This window comes from Porphyromonas gingivalis ATCC 33277 (genome assembly GCF_000010505.1).
GTDB lineage: Bacteria > Bacteroidota > Bacteroidia > Bacteroidales > Porphyromonadaceae > Porphyromonas > Porphyromonas gingivalis.
Genome location: NC_010729.1, coordinates 1653403 through 1675287, shown reverse-complemented (window position 1 = coordinate 1675287; position 21885 = coordinate 1653403). Strand labels below are relative to the sequence as shown.

The 21885-nt window shown below is 50.6% G+C and carries 19 protein-coding genes; 8 read left to right on the top strand and 11 right to left on the bottom strand.

Annotated elements, in window-relative coordinates; all coding sequences use genetic code 11:
- Nucleotides 1–213: 213 nt before the first annotated feature.
- The 3 genes from PGN_RS07145 to PGN_RS07135 all read left to right on the top strand — a co-directional run bounded on the left by PGN_RS07145 (nt 214) and on the right by PGN_RS07135 (nt 2785).
- Nucleotides 214–1272, top strand: a complete 1059-nt coding sequence (locus PGN_RS07145; RefSeq protein WP_012458320.1) for a hypothetical protein — start codon at nt 214–216, stop codon at nt 1270–1272.
- A 10-nt stretch (nt 1273–1282) separates the two neighbouring features.
- On the top strand, nt 1283–2254 hold the full coding sequence (queG, locus tag PGN_RS07140; RefSeq protein WP_012458319.1) for a tRNA epoxyqueuosine(34) reductase QueG: 972 nt from the start codon (nt 1283–1285) through the stop codon (nt 2252–2254).
- Between the two features lie 264 nt (nt 2255–2518).
- Nucleotides 2519–2785, top strand: a complete 267-nt coding sequence (locus tag PGN_RS07135) for a DUF4248 domain-containing protein (protein WP_043876369.1) — start codon at nt 2519–2521, stop codon at nt 2783–2785.
- A gap of 95 nt (nt 2786–2880) precedes the next feature.
- On the opposite strand, the gene PGN_RS07130 is transcribed toward PGN_RS07135, so the two are convergent.
- Genes PGN_RS07130 through panC form a run of 4 tightly spaced genes read right to left on the bottom strand, consistent with a single transcriptional unit; the run spans nt 2881 to nt 7464 of the window.
- Complete coding sequence (locus tag PGN_RS07130; protein WP_012458317.1) at nt 2881–3915, bottom strand: threonine aldolase family protein; 1035 nt, start codon at nt 3913–3915, stop codon at nt 2881–2883.
- Between the two features lie 39 nt (nt 3916–3954).
- Nucleotides 3955–5085, bottom strand: coding sequence for a radical SAM family heme chaperone HemW (gene hemW, locus PGN_RS07125; RefSeq protein ID WP_012458316.1), 1131 nt, complete (start codon nt 5083–5085; stop codon nt 3955–3957).
- Nucleotides 5082–6629 carry a glycoside hydrolase family 10 protein gene (locus PGN_RS07120; RefSeq protein ID WP_012458315.1) on the bottom strand — a complete coding sequence of 516 codons (1548 nt, stop codon included), beginning with the start codon at nt 6627–6629 and terminating at the stop codon, nt 5082–5084. The genes hemW and PGN_RS07120 overlap by 4 nt, the downstream gene beginning before the upstream one ends.
- Nucleotides 6619–7464 carry a pantoate--beta-alanine ligase gene (panC, locus tag PGN_RS07115; RefSeq protein ID WP_012458314.1) on the bottom strand — a complete coding sequence of 282 codons (846 nt, stop codon included), beginning with the start codon at nt 7462–7464 and terminating at the stop codon, nt 6619–6621. Before panC ends, PGN_RS07120 begins: the two co-directional genes overlap by 11 nt.
- A gap of 160 nt (nt 7465–7624) precedes the next feature.
- Between panC and PGN_RS07110 the strand changes: the two genes are divergently transcribed.
- On the top strand, nt 7625–8383 hold the full coding sequence (locus tag PGN_RS07110) for a hypothetical protein (protein ID WP_012458313.1): 759 nt from the start codon (nt 7625–7627) through the stop codon (nt 8381–8383).
- A 90-nt stretch (nt 8384–8473) separates the two neighbouring features.
- Here PGN_RS07110 and PGN_RS07105 read toward each other — a convergent pair whose 3' ends face one another.
- The 7 genes from PGN_RS07105 to PGN_RS07075 form a co-directional block, all read right to left on the bottom strand.
- Nucleotides 8474–9187 (bottom strand): precorrin-2 C(20)-methyltransferase, encoded by a 714-nt coding sequence (locus tag PGN_RS07105; RefSeq protein ID WP_012458312.1) that lies wholly within the window; start codon nt 9185–9187, stop codon nt 8474–8476.
- A 112-nt stretch (nt 9188–9299) separates the two neighbouring features.
- Nucleotides 9300–10490, bottom strand: coding sequence for a glycine C-acetyltransferase (gene kbl, locus PGN_RS07100; protein WP_012458311.1), 1191 nt, complete (start codon nt 10488–10490; stop codon nt 9300–9302).
- Between the two features lie 75 nt (nt 10491–10565).
- On the bottom strand, nt 10566–10997 hold the full coding sequence (locus tag PGN_RS07095; RefSeq protein ID WP_004585011.1) for a DUF5606 family protein: 432 nt from the start codon (nt 10995–10997) through the stop codon (nt 10566–10568).
- A gap of 106 nt (nt 10998–11103) precedes the next feature.
- Nucleotides 11104–11712 (bottom strand): dephospho-CoA kinase, encoded by a 609-nt coding sequence (gene coaE, locus PGN_RS07090; RefSeq protein ID WP_012458310.1) that lies wholly within the window; start codon nt 11710–11712, stop codon nt 11104–11106.
- A 6-nt stretch (nt 11713–11718) separates the two neighbouring features.
- A complete protein-coding gene (locus PGN_RS07085; protein WP_012458309.1) occupies nt 11719–12726 on the bottom strand; it encodes a CdaR family protein in 1008 nt (335 codons plus the stop codon).
- A gap of 127 nt (nt 12727–12853) precedes the next feature.
- Complete coding sequence (gene yajC, locus PGN_RS07080; protein WP_004585014.1) at nt 12854–13192, bottom strand: preprotein translocase subunit YajC; 339 nt, start codon at nt 13190–13192, stop codon at nt 12854–12856.
- 82 nt (nt 13193–13274) lie between these two features.
- A complete protein-coding gene (locus tag PGN_RS07075; protein WP_012458308.1) occupies nt 13275–13787 on the bottom strand; it encodes a methylated-DNA--[protein]-cysteine S-methyltransferase in 513 nt (170 codons plus the stop codon).
- 902 nt (nt 13788–14689) lie between these two features.
- On the opposite strand from PGN_RS07075, the gene ruvB reads away from it, so the two are divergent.
- From ruvB to PGN_RS07045, 4 genes are read left to right on the top strand one after another with little or no spacing between them, the layout of a single operon-like run.
- Nucleotides 14690–15721: a Holliday junction branch migration DNA helicase RuvB gene (ruvB, locus tag PGN_RS07060; protein WP_039417351.1), complete on the top strand. Its 1032-nt coding sequence runs from the start codon at nt 14690–14692 to the stop codon at nt 15719–15721.
- A gap of 22 nt (nt 15722–15743) precedes the next feature.
- Nucleotides 15744–17249, top strand: a complete 1506-nt coding sequence (locus PGN_RS07055; RefSeq protein WP_039417349.1) for a lipopolysaccharide biosynthesis protein — start codon at nt 15744–15746, stop codon at nt 17247–17249.
- Between the two features lie 21 nt (nt 17250–17270).
- Nucleotides 17271–18689 (top strand): DUF389 domain-containing protein, encoded by a 1419-nt coding sequence (locus tag PGN_RS07050; protein WP_080504422.1) that lies wholly within the window; start codon nt 17271–17273, stop codon nt 18687–18689.
- A 15-nt stretch (nt 18690–18704) separates the two neighbouring features.
- Nucleotides 18705–20843 (top strand): S46 family peptidase, encoded by a 2139-nt coding sequence (locus PGN_RS07045; RefSeq protein ID WP_010956040.1) that lies wholly within the window; start codon nt 18705–18707, stop codon nt 20841–20843.
- The last annotated feature ends 1042 nt before the right edge of the window (nt 20844–21885 follow it).

The following is a 21885-nucleotide window of genomic DNA, read 5'->3' as shown; positions in this document are numbered from 1 at the left end:
CGCTTCGTGATTACAATTACAGTGTTTTACCCCAAAGTCCGTTATAGGTTTACACCCCTTGCTTTTTAAGACGACTCTCGGGTGACAGCGGCCACACCTGCCTCGGTTCGGAAAAAATGTGTCGGCAGACAGAGAAAATGTTACTTTGGAAATGTTACCTTTGTTCCAAATAGTCGTCCGCTTCGGGGCGGCTCCTTTTTCACTCCGTTGCCTATGAATAGGTTGATATCCCACATCGAACGCAGCATCAGCATACATAAATGTGTAGTGGTGCCGAGCCTTGGCGGTTTTGTTGCCGAGCTGTTGCCGGCATGTTACGACCGCGATGATAATCTTATTTACCCTCCGAAAGAAGAACTTCGATTCAATGCTGCCCTCTCGCTTCGGGACGGCATCTTGGAGGATAGCTACGCACGTGCTTATGGCATCTCGCACCGCCGTGCCAGAGTGATGCTCGATGACGATGTGCGCACTTTGCGTGCCGAACTGGTACGTGCCGGACGTGTCAGCTTGGAAAAGATGGGCGAACTGACCTTGAATCCGGAGGGACAAATCAGCTATTCGCACCGAAGTGAAGCGGAGGAAGGATCGGGCTTTTCCTACGGTTTGGTTCCTTGCTCGTTGCCTCGTTTGGCAGAGTCTTTCGACGAAGCACGGCCGTTTGCAGAAAGGGAGAAGGAGGCCTTGCCGGTCGGTCGGTCGGATTATTTCTACCTGAAGATCCATAAGCGTACCGGCATGATGGCGGCTGCGGCTGTGATGTCAGCCGTATTGCTCGTTGTCCCTTGGGGGCAAATCTCCTCGTCGGATAAGTTTGCCGCCAGTTTTGTCCCTACCGAGCTGACAGCCAAGAGCGTATGGAAAGATACCGAAGCCCGGCCGGTGCAGGTGGTGACGGCGAAGCCTGCTTCCGTTGCGACCACGGCTGATTCACAGCCAATAGAGGCTACAGCCTCCAAACCGGCCGAATCGCCCAACCAACTCTCCACGGATGTAGCCGAAGGCGGTGTGCCCGTGATGCACGAGCCTGTAGGATCCAAATACTATTATGTGGTAGTGGGCACATTCGATACGAAGAAGAAAGCACAGGAGTTTTACCGCATGAGCATTGATAAGGCCATTATGCCGAATGCTGTGGTGCTGCTTAGCTCCAATAAGGCACGTATTTATTCCGACCGCTTTGCTACGGCAGACGAAGCACAGACTTATATCCGTTCGATGAAAGATAAACACAGGCTGTTTGCCGATGCTTGGGTGTATGCCGGACGATGAAAAAATAAAATTGAGATACTCACCGGAAGAGTCGGCGCGCCTTATCAAAGAAGAGGCGCGCCGACTTGGTTTTAGTGCTTGTGGGTTTGCCGAAGCGCAGGCCTTGCCGCCATCCGTGGTAGGGACTTACGAGAAGTTTCTGTCCGAGGGTCGGCATGGGGAAATGGACTATCTGGAGCGCAACAGGGAGCTTCGCTATTCGCCGGCAGAGCTGTTGCCGGGTACTCGTACGGTTATCTCCGTGGCACTGAACTATTACCCCAAGATCAAACAACCGGCCTCGGCTCCACAAATAGCTTACTATGCTTATGGAAAAGACTATCACAAGGTCGTCAAACGCCTCTTGGACAAGCTACTGGATTATATTCGTCGGGAGGTCTGCCCCTCCGTTTCGGGACGGTCTTTCAGCGACTCTGCTCCTATTGCCGAACGCTATTGGGCTTGCCGTGCAGGTATCGGCTGGGTAGGGCGAAGCGGCATGCTCATTTTGCCCCGAGGGGGAACTTTCTTTTTCTTGGGAGAGCTATTGGTGGATATCGATCTGCCTCCCGATGCTCCGATGCCATCGCGCTGTGGAGCTTGCCGGAACTGTATCGAGAGTTGTCCCACGGGAGCTATTTCCGAAGAGGGCATGGACTCTCGTCTCTGTGTGAGCTATCTGACGATAGAGCATGAGGGGGAGATCCCTCCGGAACTGGTCGGTAAGCTGGGCAACCGTTTCTACGGATGCGACAGTTGTCAGCTCTGCTGCCCTTGGAACCGATATGCCCATCCATCCGAGGTCGAGGCATTTGTACCGAGGGAGGCTCTGTTTACGTTCGACAGGGACGATCTCGTTTCTTTGGACGAAGAGAAGTACCTGCATTTCTTCGCCGGTTCGCCTATGAAGCGAGCCGGACTCGATGGCCTTCGGCGCAATGCGCGAGCTTTGGAGCAGGGAGATAAGAAAGAGGATGAGCAGCCGACTGACGAAGACGGATAACGGTTCAAATTACGAATGCCCTTGGGGAAAACGATTCCTTTCTCTTCTCGAATCGTTGACTTTTCTGGTTATTCTGATTACTCAGATTCTTCCGATGCATAGTCGAAAAGATAAATATAGCCTTCACTGTTGATAACTCGGTGCGAAAAGTATCGGCAGATCGGTGCGAAATGTATTCCTTTGTATTTGTCTGCCGGCAGGTGTAGCGATGCATTTTTCAGCCTGTTCGGTATTCATCATTATTCTATAAAAACACATACCAACATGAAAGTTAAATCTAACGGCGCATCGGCACGGGAGGATGTATTCCCATTCCGAGTCCATCGCGTCAAAGAAGTAGCCGTGCGCTACTTCCCGCACCTTACTCCGAATTCCGGTACACGTGCTCTGCGAAGAATCATCTATGGGGATCAAGATCTCCTCAATTCGATGAGAGAACATGGTTATGCTCTGGGACAGAGATCCTTGACACCGGCTATGCTCAACGTCCTTACAGCCTATCTTGGTTCGCCCGAAGATTTTTGTCCTTGACGGACAATAGCTGAAAGTCTGCTTGTAGGGGGTATGTCGAAGTCGTGATTTGCGGCTTTCGGCATACCCCCTTTCAGTATATGCAAGGAGGGTGCCTATATGTGGGTGGAAAGATATTCGGCAAAGGCGGCTACATTCTCCGATGGAGTAGCCCATGACGTGACCAGACGAATAGCAGAGCTGTCGGATGATACGGCTTGCCACACGTAGAAGTCGAATACGGCTTTCAGTCTTTCGATCAGATCGTTGGGGAGGATCGGGAAGATCTGATTGGTTTGCGGAGGGTAGAGGAAGGAATAACCACAGGAGGAGATAGCCGTCGCCAGATCTGCTGCCATTCTGTTGGCATGAGCTGCAAGCCGGTAGTAAAGCCCATCGTGGAAAAGCGTGGCAAACTGGATACCCAGCACGCGCCCTTTGGCCAACATGGCTCCACGCTGTTTGATTTGATAGAGGAAAGCATCGTCCGGACGTGGACGAGGGAAGACAATGGCTTCTCCAAGGAGTGCTCCGTTCTTGGTGCCGCCGATGTAGAACGCATCGGTCAGGGTGGCTATATCGGTCAGGGTCGGATTGTCCTCTGTCTCTGCCATGATCGCCGAACCGATACGGGCACCGTCGAGGTAGATTAGGAGATCGTTTGCACGGCAAAAGGTGGACAGATCCGACAGTTCATGACGAGAATAGAGTGTGCCCAACTCTGTAGATTGGGAGATATAGACCATGGACGGCCTTACCATGTGTTCGTCCGTATGAAAAGCAAGGACTTCGCGGATATGCTCCACACTGAGTTTGCCGAGTGGAGTAGGTACTGTGCAAACCTTATGTCCGGTGGATTCGATGGCACCGGTTTCGTGTACGTTGATGTGCCCTGACTGTGCTGCTATGACAGCTTCGTGCGGACGGAGCAGGTGACTGATCACCAAGAGATTGGTCTGCGTCCCACCCGATACGAAATAGACCTCGGCATCGGGCTTATTGCATTCACGGCGGATCATCGCACGCACTTCCTCGCAATAGGAGTCATAGCCGTATCCCTCTTGTGGAACGAAGTTGGTATCTGTCAGCGCATGCAGTATGTCAGGATGCGCACCTTCAGAGTAGTCGTTTTTGAAGCTGATCTTGCTCATAAGCTATGTTGGGAAGTATTGATCTTGTGCCGGAAATGGTTAGATGATAAAGAATTCGGAAATAATCCTGTCCGAGAGGAATATCCCTTTTTCGGTGAGCCGTATTCGGCCGTCGGCTTCTTCGTGGAGGAGACCGTCGCGGATAAATAGAGCAGCTGTCCGAATACACCGTTCGGCAGATTCCTTTCCGAAGAGATGGCCTATCTGATCGGGCGATAAACCACAGGCAGTACGCAGGCGGGTCATGACTACTTCGTTGTAACGGTCGTTATCGGTCAGGATTTCTTCCGTGAAGAGAGGCTTTCCTGCTGCCATGGAGACTATGTATCGGCGTATATCGGAGGGATTGCATCGCCTTGTACGCCGTCCATCGAAACTGTGTGCCGATGGGCCAAGACCCAGATAGGGAGTATCCTGCCAATAGGAGCTGTTGTGTCGAGAGTGATAACCGGAACGGGCAAAATTGGAAATCTCGTAGTGTTCATAGCCGGCTCCTGTCAACTGTTCTCGAAGCATGCGGAAGAGTTCGAGGCTTACCTCCTCGTCCACTTCGCGCACCTTTCCTGCATGGAGTAGGCGTGTCAGGGGGGTTCCTTCTTCGTATATCAGATGGTAAGCGGACAGGTGGGATGGGGAGAGAGCAAGCACTGCGGAGATATTTTCTTGCCAGCGAGCAGGCGTCTGCCCGGGCAGACCGTAAATAAGATCGATACTCAGGTTGGTAAGTCCCGCATTGCGGCAGGTATCCACTGCTTCGAGCACTTGGCGGGCATTGTGCCGACGATTGAGGAAGTGCAGGTCTTCATCGTGGAAACTCTGTGCTCCCATACTTATTCGATTGATCGGCAGAGTACGAAGCTCCTGTACATAGCTTGTATTCAGATCGTCGGGATTGGCCTCCAAGGTAATCTCGGCATCGGAAGAAAATGAGAAAAGTCTGTAGACCTGCTCTATAATACGGCCTATTTCCTGTGGGGAGAGAAGCGATGGAGTCCCTCCTCCGAAGTAAAGAGTGCCGATCGTATCGGTGACTTCGGCACGACGAATACTCATCTCGGCGATCAGTGCCTGTATATACTCCGAACGAAGCGCGCTGTTCGTCTGCGAATAGAAGTCGCAATACGAGCAGCGCGTGGCACAGAAAGGAATATGAATGTATAGTCCCGTCACTTGATCTCCATGCTTGAGGGAGCGGATACGGGGCCGGCCACATTCATTTTGTTGATGGCTTGGAGACGTACTTCTATCCGCGTGGCTCCCACTGTTAGCTCCTTGGACAGCAGGTAGGAGTTGTCTTCGATGCGGTCAGCCACCAGCCTGTCCTGCATCCGGCCGGAGGTGTCGAATCTTCTGAGGAAGAGGCGGTAGTATACTACAGCTGTTTCTCCGGCAGCTTTGTCCCAACTCACAGCGATTTTGCCATCTGTCCGGCGTGTCAGCCGAGGAATTTCTGCTTTTATGGGAGCGGCAAAACCCTTGCGATGTATGGGGATGGGTACCACGTCTTCGGCAAATCGTTCGCGAATGATCTGCGGTATGCCATTGCTTTCGTGGCGCAACTGATCTTCTCGGAAGAGGCAGACGCCGGGGAATCCCATGTGACGGGCGGAGTCGATTTGCTCTCCGATGACTTGAGCCGGCCACTGACTGTTGTCTACGACCCGATAGGTGGCTAATCCCGGGATAATCGGCAGGTCGGGTAGCTGCGCTTTCCAATCTTCAAGGAAAGGATAAAATAGGTCGTCACGGTAGTAGAGCATCGGTACCAGAAAGTCCACACTTCCTTCTTGTGCCCAGACAACGGGATCCTGGTGTACCCCTTCGTAGGCTGTCCAGTCACCGCCACGTTTGCCGGCGAGCTTTCTCAGACGGCCGATGGTAGCTACGCTTACCTGTACCCACGGAGTCTTTTCCGTAGCGGCTCGGTGAACGTCCGCCATGAGGTCGGACAGGTTTCGCCGCCGCCATGCTGCCGGATCCATATTGCCTCCATACTGTTTATAGGTGGCAGCATCATCGAAGATTTTGGCTTTTTCCGGATAGCGCATATAGTCGAGGTGAATGCCATCGACGGGATATTTCTCTACGATCTCACGAACGAGGGATGCGAAGTAGGCTCTTGCTTCAGGTACGCCCGGATTCAGGTACCATAGATTATTGTGTCGTACACACCATTCGGGATGACGGCTTTTGACCGATTCGCCTTTCAGCGAACGTATGTGTTTATCCGGTCCTAAGGGGGTGACAATGAGCCACGCATGGAAAGTCAGACCTCGCTTGTGGCACTCTTTTAGGGCAAACTCCAGCGGGTCGTAGTCCGGCTTGCCTGCTCCAGTGAATATGGTCGATTGGGGTTCTATCTCAGAGGGGTAAATGACATCTCCGCGATGACGCACCTGAAAGAATACAGTGTTGAATTTCTCACGCTTGAGCCTGTCCAGAATACGGCAGAGTTCTTCTCTCTGTTTTCGCAGTCCTTCGGCCGTAGGAGCGGAGCGTTGTGGCCAGTCGAGTCCATATATGGTGGTCAGCCATACCCCACGCATTTCCTCTCTCACCGGACTGACCCACGGTTCGATGACAGGAGCTGCAATCACCGTGTCCGGAAGAGGCTTCACCGTGGGGGGAGACGGGGCGACCTTTTTAGTGCCGCAGCCGGCAAAGAGGAGAGTGGCAATACTGACGAACCACCCTGTGAGACCGCTAATCTTCATATTTGATGTTATCGATCAGGCGAACCTCTCCGCAATATACCGTAATACAACCTACGGCGTGGTCGGTGTCTTGCCAGTTGTCGATCCTTTGTAAGGAATTCCCGTCTACTATCTCGAAGTACTCCACTTGCAGATGAGGCAGGGCATTAAGGCTTTCCGTCACCCATCGCGTAACAGCTTCGGGTGTATGTGCCGGACGGAGTGTGCGGCTTTGTCCGAGGATGCGAGCGATGGATGGAGCTATGGCACGCTCTTCGGAGCCGAGACGGACGTTGCGGCTGCTGAGTGCAAGCCCGTCCTCTTCACGGATGATAGGACAGGCCACGATCGTAACGGGTAAGCCAAGCAGGTTCACCATGCTGCGGATAACGGCGATTTGCTGGAAATCCTTTTCTCCGAAATATGCCTTGTCCGGCTCCACCATCATGAAGAGTTTGCTTACCACCTGCGCCACGCCATTGAAGTGTCCGGGGCGATGCTTGCCTTCCATCACTTCCGCCACACTGCCCAGATCGAATACGCGAGTGTCCGGTTCGGGATATACCTCTTCTACGGAGGGCATGAATACGGCATGACAACCGGCTTCCGCCAAGACTGCTGCATCAGCTTCCGGTGTGCGGGGATAACATTCCAGATCGCGTTTGTCGTTGAATTGTGTAGGATTGACGAATACGCTTGCCACGCAAATGTCGCATTCGGCTACGGCACGGTGGATCAGACTGATGTGTCCTCGGTGCAAAGCTCCCATCGTGGGGACGAGGCCGATGGTTTTCCTTTCGGCACGAGCATGTGCCACAAAGTTCTTGAGTGAAGCGACGGTGTTGAATATTTCCATAACGGCATTATTTGTTCTTCTGTTATGACTTTAGTGATAAATCCCTCGGGGATAATTTTTTGCAAAGGAACAGATTATTTGCGGATTGCCGGTTTGATAGAGAGACTTTTAGTGGTACTTTAGCCTTGGCTTATCGTTATAACCCTCAAAAATCAATTCGATGAAAAAAGTATTATCTCTCTTAATGGTATTGGGTGCTATCATGTTTTACTGCCATGATGCCCAGTCGCAAATAAGCATTCGTGCTTTTGAGTTCAACGCCAACTTCAATCATTCGCCGGCCGGCACCGGTGCAGGTAGTGATCTGCTCGGTACGGATCTGAATCTGCGGATGCAACTGCATCATGCCGAACTACCCGATGCCTTGGATTTCTATGTCGGCATCCAACGGAGAGAGAGCTTTTGGCAGAATGGAAATGGGCCGATCGTCTATGTGAATCATCCCGATGGGACAAAAGAGAAATTGAACTTCGGCACTGCTGAAGGGCCGTTTCAAAGCGATGCATACAGCAAGTTGCTGATTTGTTTCGGCCCGGTATATACCCTGTCTATAGGTAAGCGTTTCGGTTTGACCAATGAGCTGATGTTCCTCTTTGCTCCAATACCTTGGAGTCGGCTTCCCTATCATTCGATCGGATACAGGGCTTCGGGTAGATCATATGCGAGGAAAGACCACAAGCCATTCAGATACAATGGCTTTTCACCCGGTATAGGGATCAATAGCTGTCTCTGGTGGAAAGTCTCTGTCAGAGACGAATACATCTTCCGTATCGGTCTGAACGTCGGGTATGAATATATGGATCAGCTCTATGCATACCGCCACTTCAAAGTAAATGAAGAAAAACCTCTTTCCTCCCTCTCCCAAAGGCTGAAGCACATCGGCCACATCGGTCTGAACTTTGCCCTCAGTCTGAACTGAGGTTATCTCAATAAAATTCAGGTACGGATAGGTTCCGATAGCCTTGGTAAGAACGTAGGTGAAGAGGAGAAGGAACAAAATATTTATGGCTTATTGTCGCTTCGGTTTGAGCCACAACATGGAGAAATAAGGGAAACGTCGGGGCATTATATCTTCTATGATACGGGAGGTGATAAATTCATCGGCAGTTCCTACATGCTCGAAATACATGGCAGCTACATCTTCCTTGGTCAAGAACTCTTTGACGATGCTCTCGCATCTCGATAGTTTCATGATCAGGACTGTGCGTTCCTGAGCCATAGCTTCTTGCAGTTTTTTTGTCGTTGCATTTCCGGGTATTATTTGTAGCTCTTCGTCCTGTCGTGTTATGCTCAGTCCGCCAACGGCACTTGCAGCTATGAAAGCCGGTACTCCTGCGATGTAGATAAAAGGACACTCTTGCCCAAGAAGTATATCGGAAATATAATGCGTAGAGGAATAAAAACCAGCATCTCCTTCGGCTGCTACCACGACAGACAGGCCTGCACGGTAATCTGCTTTGCAACGAGAGGCCACTTCCTCATATACCTCTAATGCCTTCGTCCTGTCCTTTCTCATCGGAAGAGTATAGGGACGGAATTTAGCTGTGTTTATGCCATGTGTGAGCATGATGTCCTCGGCTCTGGATAAAGTCTTGCCGGATGGTGAGATAGTGGTAGGGTAGTAGATGAGGTCGCACTTCTGCAGAGCTTTGTATGCAGCGAGCGTTATCAGATCAGGATCGCCCGGACCGAGCGATACGAATCGGACAGGATAGCGTTCCATATCTATTGCGATAAGGGGGATTTTTGTTTTTTACTGATGGATAAGGGGCTGCACTTGAGGATTATACCTCCGAGTGCAGCCCCTTCATTATCGGTATATCGGATGACTGTCGTTATTTGATAACGCCCAATTCGCGACCGACCTTGATGAAAGCATTGATAGCCTTGTCCAGATGTTCGCGTTCGTGTCCGGCGGATAGCTGTACTCGGATGCGAGCCTGTCCTTTGGGAACGACAGGATAGTAGAATCCCGTAACGTAGATACCCTCTTCAAGCAAACGAGCTGCATAGTCCTGAGACAGTTTGGCGTCGTAGAGCATGACTGCACAGATGGCACTTTGGGTCGGCTTGATGTCGAAACCGGCTGCCAGCATTCTGTCGCGGAAGTAGTTCACGTTCTCCATCAGCTTGGTGTGGAGGTCATTGCTCTCCTTCAGCATCTTGAAGACTTCAAGACCGGCACCTACCACACTGGGAGGAATAGAGTTGCTGAAGAGGTAGGGACGTGAACGCTGACGCAGCATGGCAATCACTTCTTTCGGCCCGGTCGTAAAGCCACCGATGGCACCGCCGAAAGCCTTGCCCAGAGTTCCGGTATGGAGGTCGATACGTCCGTAGCAGTCGAACTGTTCTGCAACGCCACGTCCGGTAGCACCCACCACGCCGGCAGAGTGGCACTCGTCCACCATCACCATGGCATCGTATTTCTCTGCCAAATCGCATATCTTATCCATGGGAGCCACATTGCCATCCATAGAGAATACGCCATCCGTTACGATGATGCGATAGCGTTGGGCCTGTGCTTCTTTCAGGACGCGCTCGAGGTCTTCCATGTTGGCATTCTCGTAGCGATAACGTTTGGCTTTGCAGAGTCGAACGCCGTCGATGATAGAGGCATGGTTCAGAGCATCGCTGATGATGGCATCTTCTTCTCCAAAGAGCGGTTCGAATACACCGCCGTTGGCATCGAAGCATGCCGCATAGAGGATAGTATCTTCGGTGTGGAAGTATTCGGCAATGGCTTTCTCCAATTCTTTGTGGATCTCTTGCGTTCCGCAAATGAAGCGTACGGAGCTCATCCCGAATCCACGCTCATCCATCGCCTCCTTGGCTGCCTGTATCAGCCGAGGGTGATCGGACAGACCGAGATAGTTGTTGGCACAAAAGTTCAATACCTCTTGGCCTTCGTTTACGCGGATGTCAGCACGCTGGGGGGTGATGATGATCCGTTCTTTCTTGTACAGCCCGGCTTCTTCGATACTCTTGAGTTCGGTAGCCAAGTAGTCTTTCATTCCTTTGTACATAGCACTGGAGTTTTTTAGGTGTTTTTGGTTTGTTGTATCAGTATCGGTCTTTAACGATGCAGAGGCCGAAGTATGCTATTCTTTTTCCGTCGTCTCTTCTTCCGCCGGTTTCTTATCCGAGAGGAAAGTGGTAAATCCGTTGTCCACCAGAAGATTGTACCAAGAGATAATCTTGCGTATATCGCTCGGATATACTCTATCGACGTCGTATTCGGGCAGTACCTCCCCGAAGAAAGCACGTAGTGAGTCGTTGTCCTTCGTGAGAGCAGGAGCATCGAGCTGTTTGCCTTCGTTCTTCCGGTATATCGTTTCCATAACCTCCGGCAGAGGGACATCATCTTCGATGGTGTAAATGGAAATATCGCCAAGGGAGACTACTCGGTCCGATGGGTATGTGGGGGTTCTACGTTTCGTGTCGAGGGCTTCGACTATGAGCGTATTCTTTCCGCGCGATACGAGCCGAAACAATCCGGATTTGCCGGATATGGAAAGGATGGGTTGCAACATATTTTTCTGTTATTGATATTGTATTTCAGTTTTTGACTGTCTGCAAAAGTAAGTATTTCGTTCCTGTCGAGGGGTAGGAAAGCAAGGAAGCACCTGTCTTATTCCCCTAAAGTCGATCGGGCGGATTGGGTCTCTTTGTTCGGACTGTCTCTATAATTCTGACGACTTGAGGGACAAGTAGATGGGGTGGGGCGTTGAGCACCGTATGGTCTGCTCCGGCCTTGGCCAATGACTGCTCTCTTTCTTGGCTGAGCATACGCTGCCTCATGGTTTCTGCCGATGAACCGTCGCGAGCCATCGCCCGCTCTTGTCTTATCTTTTCGGGTGCATCGACCCGAATTACCGTATCGCACAGGGAGTTGAATCCTGAGCTGAAAAGAATGGCACTCTCTATGGCGCAGAGATCCGATTCGCACTCCGAACGCCATTGGCAGAAGTCTTTTTTGACTTCCGGATGTATGATCCCGTTTACCTGTTCGAGGAGATCGCCGGAGGAGAAGATAGCCGCAGCCAGCCTGTCTCGCCTGAGTATGTCGTTCTCGTACAGATCGCTGCCTATGAGGTCGGTCAGTGCCTGTCGGACGACAGGGCTGTGATCATTGAGCCATTTGGCTCTGCTGTCAGAGTCGTATACGGGGATACCGAGGGTAAGCAGGATACGACTGACAACAGACTTTCCGCTTCCTATTCCGCCGGTGATCCCAATGGTAATCATTGCTGCTTACTGAATGCGTTCGATGATGAATTGGACGTGCGAAGGCGTAATCTTATAGTGCTTGAGCCAATCCGGTTTCATGATCAACTCTACCGGCAAAGAAGAATCGCTACGGAGCGAATCCGGAGAGGACGGATAGAAAACGGCTGTTTGCAGATCAGCTTCCGATACTTCTTTGTAGTGCGATGTGGGGAGTGTGAGCTGTATCGACACTTTGCCGGGTAGAGGACGAAGGAGGAAGCCTTCAGGCACATTCTTCGTTATGATCGGCAGTTCGAACGTTTGTTCCGTTAGCTGCTCTACACGCACTTGCATTCTGATATTTGTCGGATCGATAACGATATCATCGATCGGGGCAATCGCTATGTCACCGGAGAAATCGCTCTCCAATCCGTCGATAGAAAACTCTTCCGTATTCACGGACCCGATACCCGCCAACGCTTCCGCACTTCCATATATGGTCACTTCGCTCGGCGAGAAGACGGGATCGAAGGCGTAGAATCCTTCTTTGGGGACGGTTTGTCCGTTTATGACTACGGGTACGGTTTTCTTTTTGCGAGTGTAGAATGTCGCTTTGATGTCTTCGGGCGAGATGGCTGCAACGGTCGTGGAGGTTTCCAGTTGTTTTTGGAGCAGTTCGACCAGATCCCATTTGTTCAGTCGCATGCTCTTTTTCTTGTGCAATTGCGCTTTGGATGGGGAGATATTGATCGGAGAGAACCCCTTCAGCTTATAGGTCAGAAGCACGATACCCTGATCTTTCAGCATAATGTCCAAGCGGTCGGGCAGCCTGCCTGAGACTCCTATGTCCGGCGGCAGCTCGGAATAGGAGATGGGAATCGAAAATGAAGTGGTGTAAACATCCTGCAGACTCTGCATAAACCAAAAAACGGCAGAGAGAACCACAAAAGCGAAAAAGACAAGGACGTTCCTCCCACGGCGTGAACGGGGAGCGGATGCCTTGTCTATACTTTTCCCCTTTTTCCGATCGGCATTGAGGAGATTGAGCTTCATTCCCTTTAGCGGATTTGGTGGAGAACGATGAGGAACTGAAAGATGGGGGGGGCCTTATGCCAAGTGTTATTGGACGTAATACCTACCCGTCTCTGTCAGTTCCTCCGATAGATTGCTTTTATGCAGCTTAGTCTTTCTTGTTGGCCATGTCTGTTTCCGCTTCGCGAGCAGATACATATACAGACCCTTTATCGATGCGGATGTTCACGCCATTGGCTATTTCGACCAAGAAATCTTTTTCGCGAACCTCGCGTATGGTGCCGTGTATACCGCCTGCGGTGATTATTTTGTCTCCTTTGGCGAGGGCTTCTCGCTGACGCTGAAGCTCTTTCTGACGTTTTTGCTGAGGCCTGATCATGAAGAAGTAAAAGATTACTACCATGAGCACGAGCACCAGAATCATCTGGCTTGAGCCTCCGAACAGGCCTCCGGCTTGTGGCGCGGCCTGAAGAAAGATGAAATCCATATTCTACTTTGTTTTTATATAACTGGTTTTATGCTTGCAAATATACTCAAATATAAATAGCCTTCGAGAGGCTTTCAAGGCTTTAGACCGGCAGACTCATTTCATGACGAAGCAGGAATTCCTTTTTGTCCAATCCCCCACCGTAACCTGTCAGCGTATTGTCGCTTCCAATTACCCGATGGCACGGCACGAGGATGGATATGGGATTGGCTCCGTTGGCACGGGCTACGGCCCTCACGGCTTTGGGGTTTCCTATTCGTCGTGCAAGAGTGGCGTATGAGATGGTGGTGCCGTAGGGGATATTCAGTAGCTCGCCCCATACCGTTTGCTGAAACTCCGTTCCTGCCATAAGCAGGGGGATGTCGAAAGTCTCTCTCTTGTGAGAGAAGTATTCGTCCAGTTGGGCGATCGTCTCTTTCAAGACGGGCGACAGTGCGATCTCGTATGAGGAGCACAGCCTTTTTTGCAGCCCCGTGTCAATAATTTCCTTGCGTTCCTTATGTGCCCAGTCGCACATGCAAAGCTGATGCCCATAGGAGCCGAGGATGAGATCGCCGCATGGCGATTGGTAGTGCTGAATGCGGATTGTTTCCATGCTGTATTTTATCATTGGGGTAGCGGTGTCGAAGATGAAAATGGCAGTGAGGTTCGTTTGCCCCTTTGTCCCCCGGTTTCTGCCAAAGGTACGAAAAGAATAAAGGGCGAGTGTGGCCGGAATGAATTCTCGAACAGCAAAATGCTCGATTGCTGTTCGTGTTTTGCTGAAAACATGCGCGTAAATTTTTTTCGATTTGGCTCGGGAAATAAAAATCAGGGGAGGTCTTTGAGAAAAAATATTGACAATCCCTCATTTTTTCAAAGGTCTCTATTCGTTTTACTTGTCGCCGTTCGATTGTTTTCTTTCCGGCCGGGGAAAGTTTCCCCGACAGCCGACAAAAATAATTTTTCCGGCCGGAAAATCTCTATCCAAAGGTTTCGGATATGTATCCAAAGCCTTTGAATACATATCCGAAAGCTTCGTTTATATATCCGAAACCTTTGAATAAAGAATTGGATTATGGCTTTTCAACTTTTCCGTACTGCAGAAAAAACTTTTTCCGGCCGGGACGATTATTTCTTTTTATAAATTGTTGTGACCTGTGCCGTGTACTGAAAAAGTTAACACTCAGAGGGGTCTGGTCCGGTTCGTGATCAATTACAGTGTTTTCTCTAAGTCTATTATGTATACGTCAAGTTTACGCACCACCTTTTTGGGTTTTTGGGCCTGAAGAACGATAATTTTAGGGGGACGTAAAAGACTTCGGAAGCCCATGCCTTTCGGAGTCATGATGCTCCCAACAGGGCAAAAACAGCGTGCTTGTATGTGAGGAACGGTCTGCCGTGCGGCATCGTATGGTACGTTTGGCGGAAGCTCTTTCTTGAGCATCGTTTTTTTTGCAGGCTTTTGACTATGTAATTAAGGAACAACGCACTCTATTGCTTACCTTTGCAGGACGAATGACTGAAGAATTTGACATTAGACAGGAGCGTTACCGCGGCAACGACGGCGAACGGGAAGTCGAAAACAAGCTACGCCCCCTGACGTTCGACAGCTTTAGCGGTCAGGACAAGGTGGTGGAGAATCTGAGCATCTTCGTTGCTGCAGCTCGTTTGCGCGGCGAGGCCTTGGATCATACGCTGCTGCATGGCCCTCCGGGGCTGGGTAAGACCACGCTGTCGAATATCATAGCCAATGAGCTTGGCGTGGGGCTTAAGATCACTTCCGGTCCCGTCCTCGACAAGCCGGGTGATCTGGCCGGACTCCTCACTTCGTTGGAATCCAACGATGTACTTTTCATAGACGAAATACACCGGCTGAGCCCTCTGGTGGAAGAATATCTCTACTCGGCCATGGAGGACTACCGTATAGATATAATGCTGGACAAGGGACCCAGCGCGCGCTCCATTCAGATCAATCTCTCCCCCTTCACCCTTGTGGGAGCTACTACGCGCAGCGGTTTGCTGACAGCACCCCTTCGTGCTCGTTTCGGGATCAATCTCCATCTGGAGTATTACGATGTGCATACTATTACCGGTATCGTGGAGCGGAGTGCACGCATTCTGGAGGTGTCCTGTTCGCACGATGCGGCCATCGAGATAGCCGGACGAAGCCGTGGTACGCCTCGTATAGCCAATGCCTTGCTGCGACGTGTAAGGGACTTTGCACAGGTCAAGGGATCCGGTGCCATTGACAAACCGATAGCCTGCTATGCTCTCGAGGCCCTGAATATCGACCGCTACGGGCTGGACAATGTGGATCACAAGCTCCTCGCCACCATCATAGACAAGTTCGCCGGAGGCCCCGTCGGATTGAGCACCATTGCCACGGCCTTGGGGGAAGACCCCGGTACGATAGAGGAGGTCTATGAGCCATTCCTGATCAAGGAGGGATTCCTCAAGCGGACACCTCGCGGAAGAGAAGTGACGGAGCTGGCTTATACGCACTTGGGACGTAACCCCCGTCCGCACCGGCCATCCCTCTTCGACTGACGACTTTCTAATCTGCTGATATATGGCATCCGGAATACGAGGTTTGATGAAAGATACGGCCGTTTACGGCCTGAGTACCATCCTGGTACGTCTGCTCAATTGGCTGATGACCATCGTCTATGTACGCGCACTGCCGGGCACTGCCGACTTCGGCAATATGACCAATCTATACGCTTGGACGGCACTGGCCATGATCGTCCTGACTTATGGGATGGAGACCGGTTTCTTCCGCTTCATCAATAAGGCCGAACGTCCGAACGAAGTCTATTCCACCACGTTGTGGTCTTTGGGGGCTACATCCACATTCTTCCTTTGTGCAGGCTTGCTTTTTCTCAGACCGCTCAGTGGGAGTATGGGCTATGCCGCTCATCCGGAGTACGTGGGTCTGCTGCTCGCTATCGTGGCGATGGATGCTTTCATGGCCATTCCATTGGCCTATCTGCGCTATGCGAACCGGCCGTGGCGATTTATGTTCGTTCGGCTGACATTCATCCTGCTGACCATCGTCCTTACGATCTTTTTCCTCTTCCTGTGTCCCCGTATTTATGCCTTACATCCGGAGTGGATCGATAGCTTCTACCGCCCGAACTACGAATTGGGGTACGTGTTCGTCATCAACTTCATTTGCAACCTCGTGCAGATGGCCATGCTTTTTCCTCATTGGCGGCATGCCGGCCGCGTATTTCGTCCGGACGTTCTGCGCAAGATGCTGGCCTATTCTTTCCCTATTCTGCTGTTGGGCTTGGCCGGCAGCTTCAACAATCAGGCCGATAAGATTCTCTTTCCCATGCTTTTCGACGATCCGGCGGAGGGGAAAGCACAGCTCGGTATCTATGGCGCATGCTACAAGCTGGCCATCATCATGGTGATGTTCACCCAGGCCTTTCGCTATGCCTACGATCCTTTCGTCTTCGCCAAGATCAAAAGTGGCGAGGAAGAGGGAAAGGAGTCCTATGCTACGGCGATGAAGTACTTCATCATCTTTGTTTGTTTCATCTATCTGGGTGTGATGGCTTATATGGACATCCTCAAGCACTTTGTCGGTCCGGCATATTACGGAGGACTCAAGGTCGTGCCTTTCGTGATGCTGGGGCAGTTGATGTTCGGCATTTACTTCAATCTCTCGCTTTGGTACAAGGTCACCGACCGAACGATATGGGGTGCGATCTTTTCTCTGATCGGCTGCGTCACTACGGTGCTGATCATCGTCTTCGGTGCGCGTACCTACGGCTTTATGGCTTGTGCATGGGCTTCGGTGATCAGCAATGGTCTGATCATGCTGCTTTCTTATTTTATGGGGAGGTACTATTTCCCCGTTCCATACCGTCTCGGAAATGCTTTGTTCTATGCCGCTCTGACAGCTTTGCTCGTGGGCGGAACATATTGTGTGGCCTATCTGTTTCCGCAGTATACAGCCCTTCGATTGGGTGTCAACACATTGTTTGTCTTATTATTTGTCATCATAGCTTTCAGGAAAGACCTGAGTGGGATAGCAGTCCCCATGCTCAATAGAATACGAAAAAGATAATCCCCTAATTTATATTTACTTATGGACAGTAATCTCGGTACTACTCCTACCCCGACTCCTACTCCTACTCCGACACCGTCGGATATCAAACGGACTTTTGTGGAGTATATCAAGTCGCTCCTCGACCTCCGACAAGAGAAAGAGAACGACTATCAGACCATCGACCTTATCAAGGCAGATGTCGATTTCCGTGGTACGAAGCTCTGGATCCTTATCTTCGCCATCTTCATCGCTTCTCTTGGTCTTAATGTCAATTCGACTGCCGTTATCATCGGTGCCATGTTGATCTCCCCGCTTATGGGACCGATCATCGGATTCGGCTTGGGACTGGGCATTTTGGACTTTGAGCTTGTCAAGCGTTCGCTCCGCAACTTGGGGTTGGCCACGCTTTTCAGTATTCTCACGGCTACGTTGTTTTTCTTTATCTCTCCTGTCGGACAAGAACAGAGCGAACTTTTGGCACGTACGCAGCCTACTCTGTACGACGTGCTGATCGCATTCTTCGGTGGTGCTGCGGGGATTGTCGCCGGCAGTACCAAAAGCAAGGGCAATGTAATACCCGGTGTGGCTATCGCGACGGCCCTTATGCCTCCTCTCTGTACTGCCGGTTTCGGCCTTGGTACGGGGCAGTTTGCATATTTCTTCGGGGCTTTCTATCTCTTCATCATCAATTCTGTATTTATCGCACTGGCTACCTTCCTTGCAGTACGTTTGCTGAAGTTCCCACGCAAAGTCTTCCTCAATAAACAGCGAGAGCAGAAAGTGCGCCGGATCATTACGGTCATTGCCGTATGTACGATTGCTCCGAGTATCTATCTGAGCATACAGCTCTTCAGCAACAATCTACTTCAGGAAAACGCACACAAGTACGTGCGAGAGGTGATCGGCAGTATCCCCAATACGCAGGTCATACGCGACCAGCTACTGGAAGAGAACAACCGGAAGCATATAGAAGTGGTATTGATCGGTGCTACCGTTTCTCCGGCTCAGATAGACAGTGCGAAAACAAAGCTCTCTTCATACGGTTTGTCCGGCGTAGAACTGAACATCAAACAGGGCTTCGGTTATGAGCAGGAAGAGACCGATGTGAACGAACTGAAAAACGTTTTGCTGAAAGACCTCTATGACAATGGCGAGAAAATCATTCGAAACCAGCAGCGGCAGATCGATTCGCTCCGAAATGTATTAAACTTCTACAACCGTTTCTCTTCGATGGAGAGTGAGATAGCCCAAGAGCTGCAAGTGATTTTCCCCTCTATCAATTCGGCTATGCTGGTACCTTCGTCCGGAGTGGCACAGGGTAGGGATTCCGTATTGCTCGTCGTGGTGCGTCCGAAAGACCGGATAAGCCAGTCGGAAATAAACAAGCTAAGCTCATGGATGGCTACGCGTACCAAGACCAAGAAAGTGCGCCTTATCATAGACAATAATCATAGGTAACAACCATAAACAGTAATGCAAATGAAATTAAAAAGTATTCTTCTCGGAGCAGCCCTGCTATTGGGTGCTTCAGGGGTGGCCAAAGCCGACAAAGGCATGTGGCTCCTCAACGAACTCAATCAGGAGAATCTGGATCGAATGCGTGAGCTCGGCTTTACGCTCCCGTTGGATTCGCTCTACAGTTTCGACAAGCCGTCCATTGCCAATGCCGTGGTTATCTTCGGTGGCGGATGTACCGGTATCACAGTGTCCGATCAGGGCCTGATCTTTACCAACCACCACTGCGGATACGGTGCTATCCAGAGCCAAAGCACGGTGGATCACGACTATCTGCGCGATGGTTTCGTTTCTCGCACGATGGGTGAGGAGCTTCCGATTCCGGGTCTTTCCGTGAAGTATCTGCGCAAGATCGTGAAGGTAACGGACAAGGTAGAAGGACAGCTCAAGGGTATCACTGACGAGATGGAGCGTCTGCGCAAAGCTCAGGAGGTATGCCAAGAACTGGCCAAAAAAGAAAATGCAGACGAGAACCAACTCTGCATCGTAGAGCCTTTCTATTCCAACAACGAATACTTCCTCATCGTCTACGATGTATTCAAGGACGTTCGTATGGTATTTGCTCCTCCCAGCTCTGTAGGTAAGTTCGGAGGCGATACGGACAACTGGATGTGGCCGCGTCACACGGGCGACTTCAGCGTATTCCGCGTGTATGCCGGTGCCGACAACCGTCCGGCCGAATACAGCAAGGACAATAAACCCTATAAGCCCGTTTACTTCGCTGCCGTATCCATGCAAGGCTACAAGGCTGACGACTATGCCATGACCATCGGTTTCCCGGGCAGTACGGATCGCTACCTCACTTCTTGGGGTGTGGAAGATCGTATCGAAAACGAGAACAATCCCCGTATCGAAGTTCGCGGTATCAAGCAAGGTATCTGGAAGGAAGCCATGAGTGCAGATCAAGCTACCCGTATCAAATATGCCAGCAAGTATGCTCAGAGTGCTAACTATTGGAAGAATTCGATCGGTATGAACCGCGGTCTCGCTCGTCTTGACGTGATAGGTCGCAAGCGTGCCGAGGAAAGAGCATTCGCAGACTGGATCCGTAAGAACGGCAAGAGTGCTGTCTATGGCGATGTATTGTCTTCTCTCGAAAAGGCTTATAAGGAAGGAGCCAAGGCCAATCGTGAGATGACTTATTTGAGCGAGACGCTCTTCGGTGGTACCGAGGTGGTTCGTTTTGCACAGTTTGCCAACGCATTGGCTACAAATCCTGATGCTCATGCCGGTATCCTCAAATCGCTTGATGACAAGTACAAAGACTACCTCCCCTCGCTCGACCGTAAGGTGCTGCCCGCCATGCTCGATATTGTACGCCGGCGTATCCCTGCCGACAAGCTCCCCGATATATTCAAGAATGTAATCGACAAGAAGTTCAAAGGCGACACGAAGAAGTATGCAGACTTCGTATTCGACAAGAGTGTGGTTCCTTATAGTGACAAGTTCCATGCCATGCTCAAGTCCATGGACAAGGAAAAGTTTGCCAAGGCTATCGAGAAAGATCCGGCTGTAGAGCTTTCCAAGAGCGTAATAGCTGCTGCTCGCGCTATTCAGGCCGATGCGATGGCCAATGCCTATGCCATTGAGAAGGGCAAGCGTCTTTTCTTTGCCGGTTTGCGTGAGATGTACCCCGGACGTGCTCTGCCGAGCGATGCCAACTTCACCATGCGTATGAGCTACGGCTCCATCAAGGGATATGAACCGCAGGACGGTGCCTGGTACAACTATCATACGACAGGTAAGGGCGTATTGGAGAAGCAGGATCCTAAGAGCGATGAGTTTGCCGTACAGGAGAATATCCTCGACCTCTTCCGCACCAAAAACTATGGTCGCTATGCCGAGAACGGTCAGCTCCATATCGCTTTCCTCTCGAACAACGACATCACGGGCGGTAACTCCGGTAGCCCCGTATTCGATAAGAACGGCCGTCTGATCGGTCTTGCTTTCGATGGCAACTGGGAAGCTATGAGTGGTGACATCGAGTTCGAACCCGATCTGCAGCGCACAATCAGCGTGGACATCCGCTACGTTCTCTTCATGATCGATAAATGGGGTCAGTGTCCCCGTCTCATCCAAGAGCTGAAGTTGATCTAATCCATTCGCCCTACAACAAACAAAAATCCTTGTGATCAATAGAGACTGATAAGTCTCCTTTCGACAACCAAGGATATAAGGCACCCACCCGGTTCGGTCGCGAACTCGGTGGGTGCCTCTGTTTTATCATCTCCCGAAACGGCCATAGAAAGCCAACGGTTTATATACGAATCGTTTTCGTTCTCTATATTTAATTGGAATCGATTTTATAAACTGAAAATGATTCATATAACGAGCCCTTCGCAAAAAGAGAAGGTCATCAAGAAGTATCTTTTCGGTATCGTTTTTGCTCACCTATAGAGCGTGTCGCATAAGTCATGGAGGAGCTTTAGAGGTATTCATATCTATAACGACACTGAAAAATCAGTCAATTGACAATGAAATCTCCCGGAAAATGCCATGCGACAATCTCATCTATCGGTTTAACAGCTCGCACGGAACCTCCCACTCCCCGAACCTGCCATCCGGCAGAGAGCAGATAGCATCTTCCATCAATAGACCATAGTATCCTCTCGTGTGAGACCATAGTATCCTCTCATGTGAGACCATAGTATCCTCTCATATGAGACCATAGTATCCTCTCATATGAGACCATAGTATCCTCTCATACGAGACCATAGTATCCTCTCGTGTGAGACCATAGTATCCTCTCATGCGAGACCATAGTATCCTCTCATATGAGACCATAGTATCATCTCGTATGAGACCATAGTATCCTCTCATGTGAGACCATAGTATCCTCTTATGTAAGCATATCGACTTGGGTCAAAAATACATTCCGTGCTTTCCCGTATCGATTCGTTGACATGACGTCCCTGAATGAGACCTCTTCTCGTCGGATGATTTTCCTTGTCGTACCACCGTTTTGTGTCATTGATCATACCATAAACACACAAAACAAATCGGCCGACACACAATAAAATGAATGGATAAAATGCCTGCTTGTTGTGCAAAGGTCTCCATACAGGAGACACCTATAAGGAATATCCTCAAGAGGTAACAGCAAACTATTAGGAATATCGTCAGAAATACCTAATTCCAT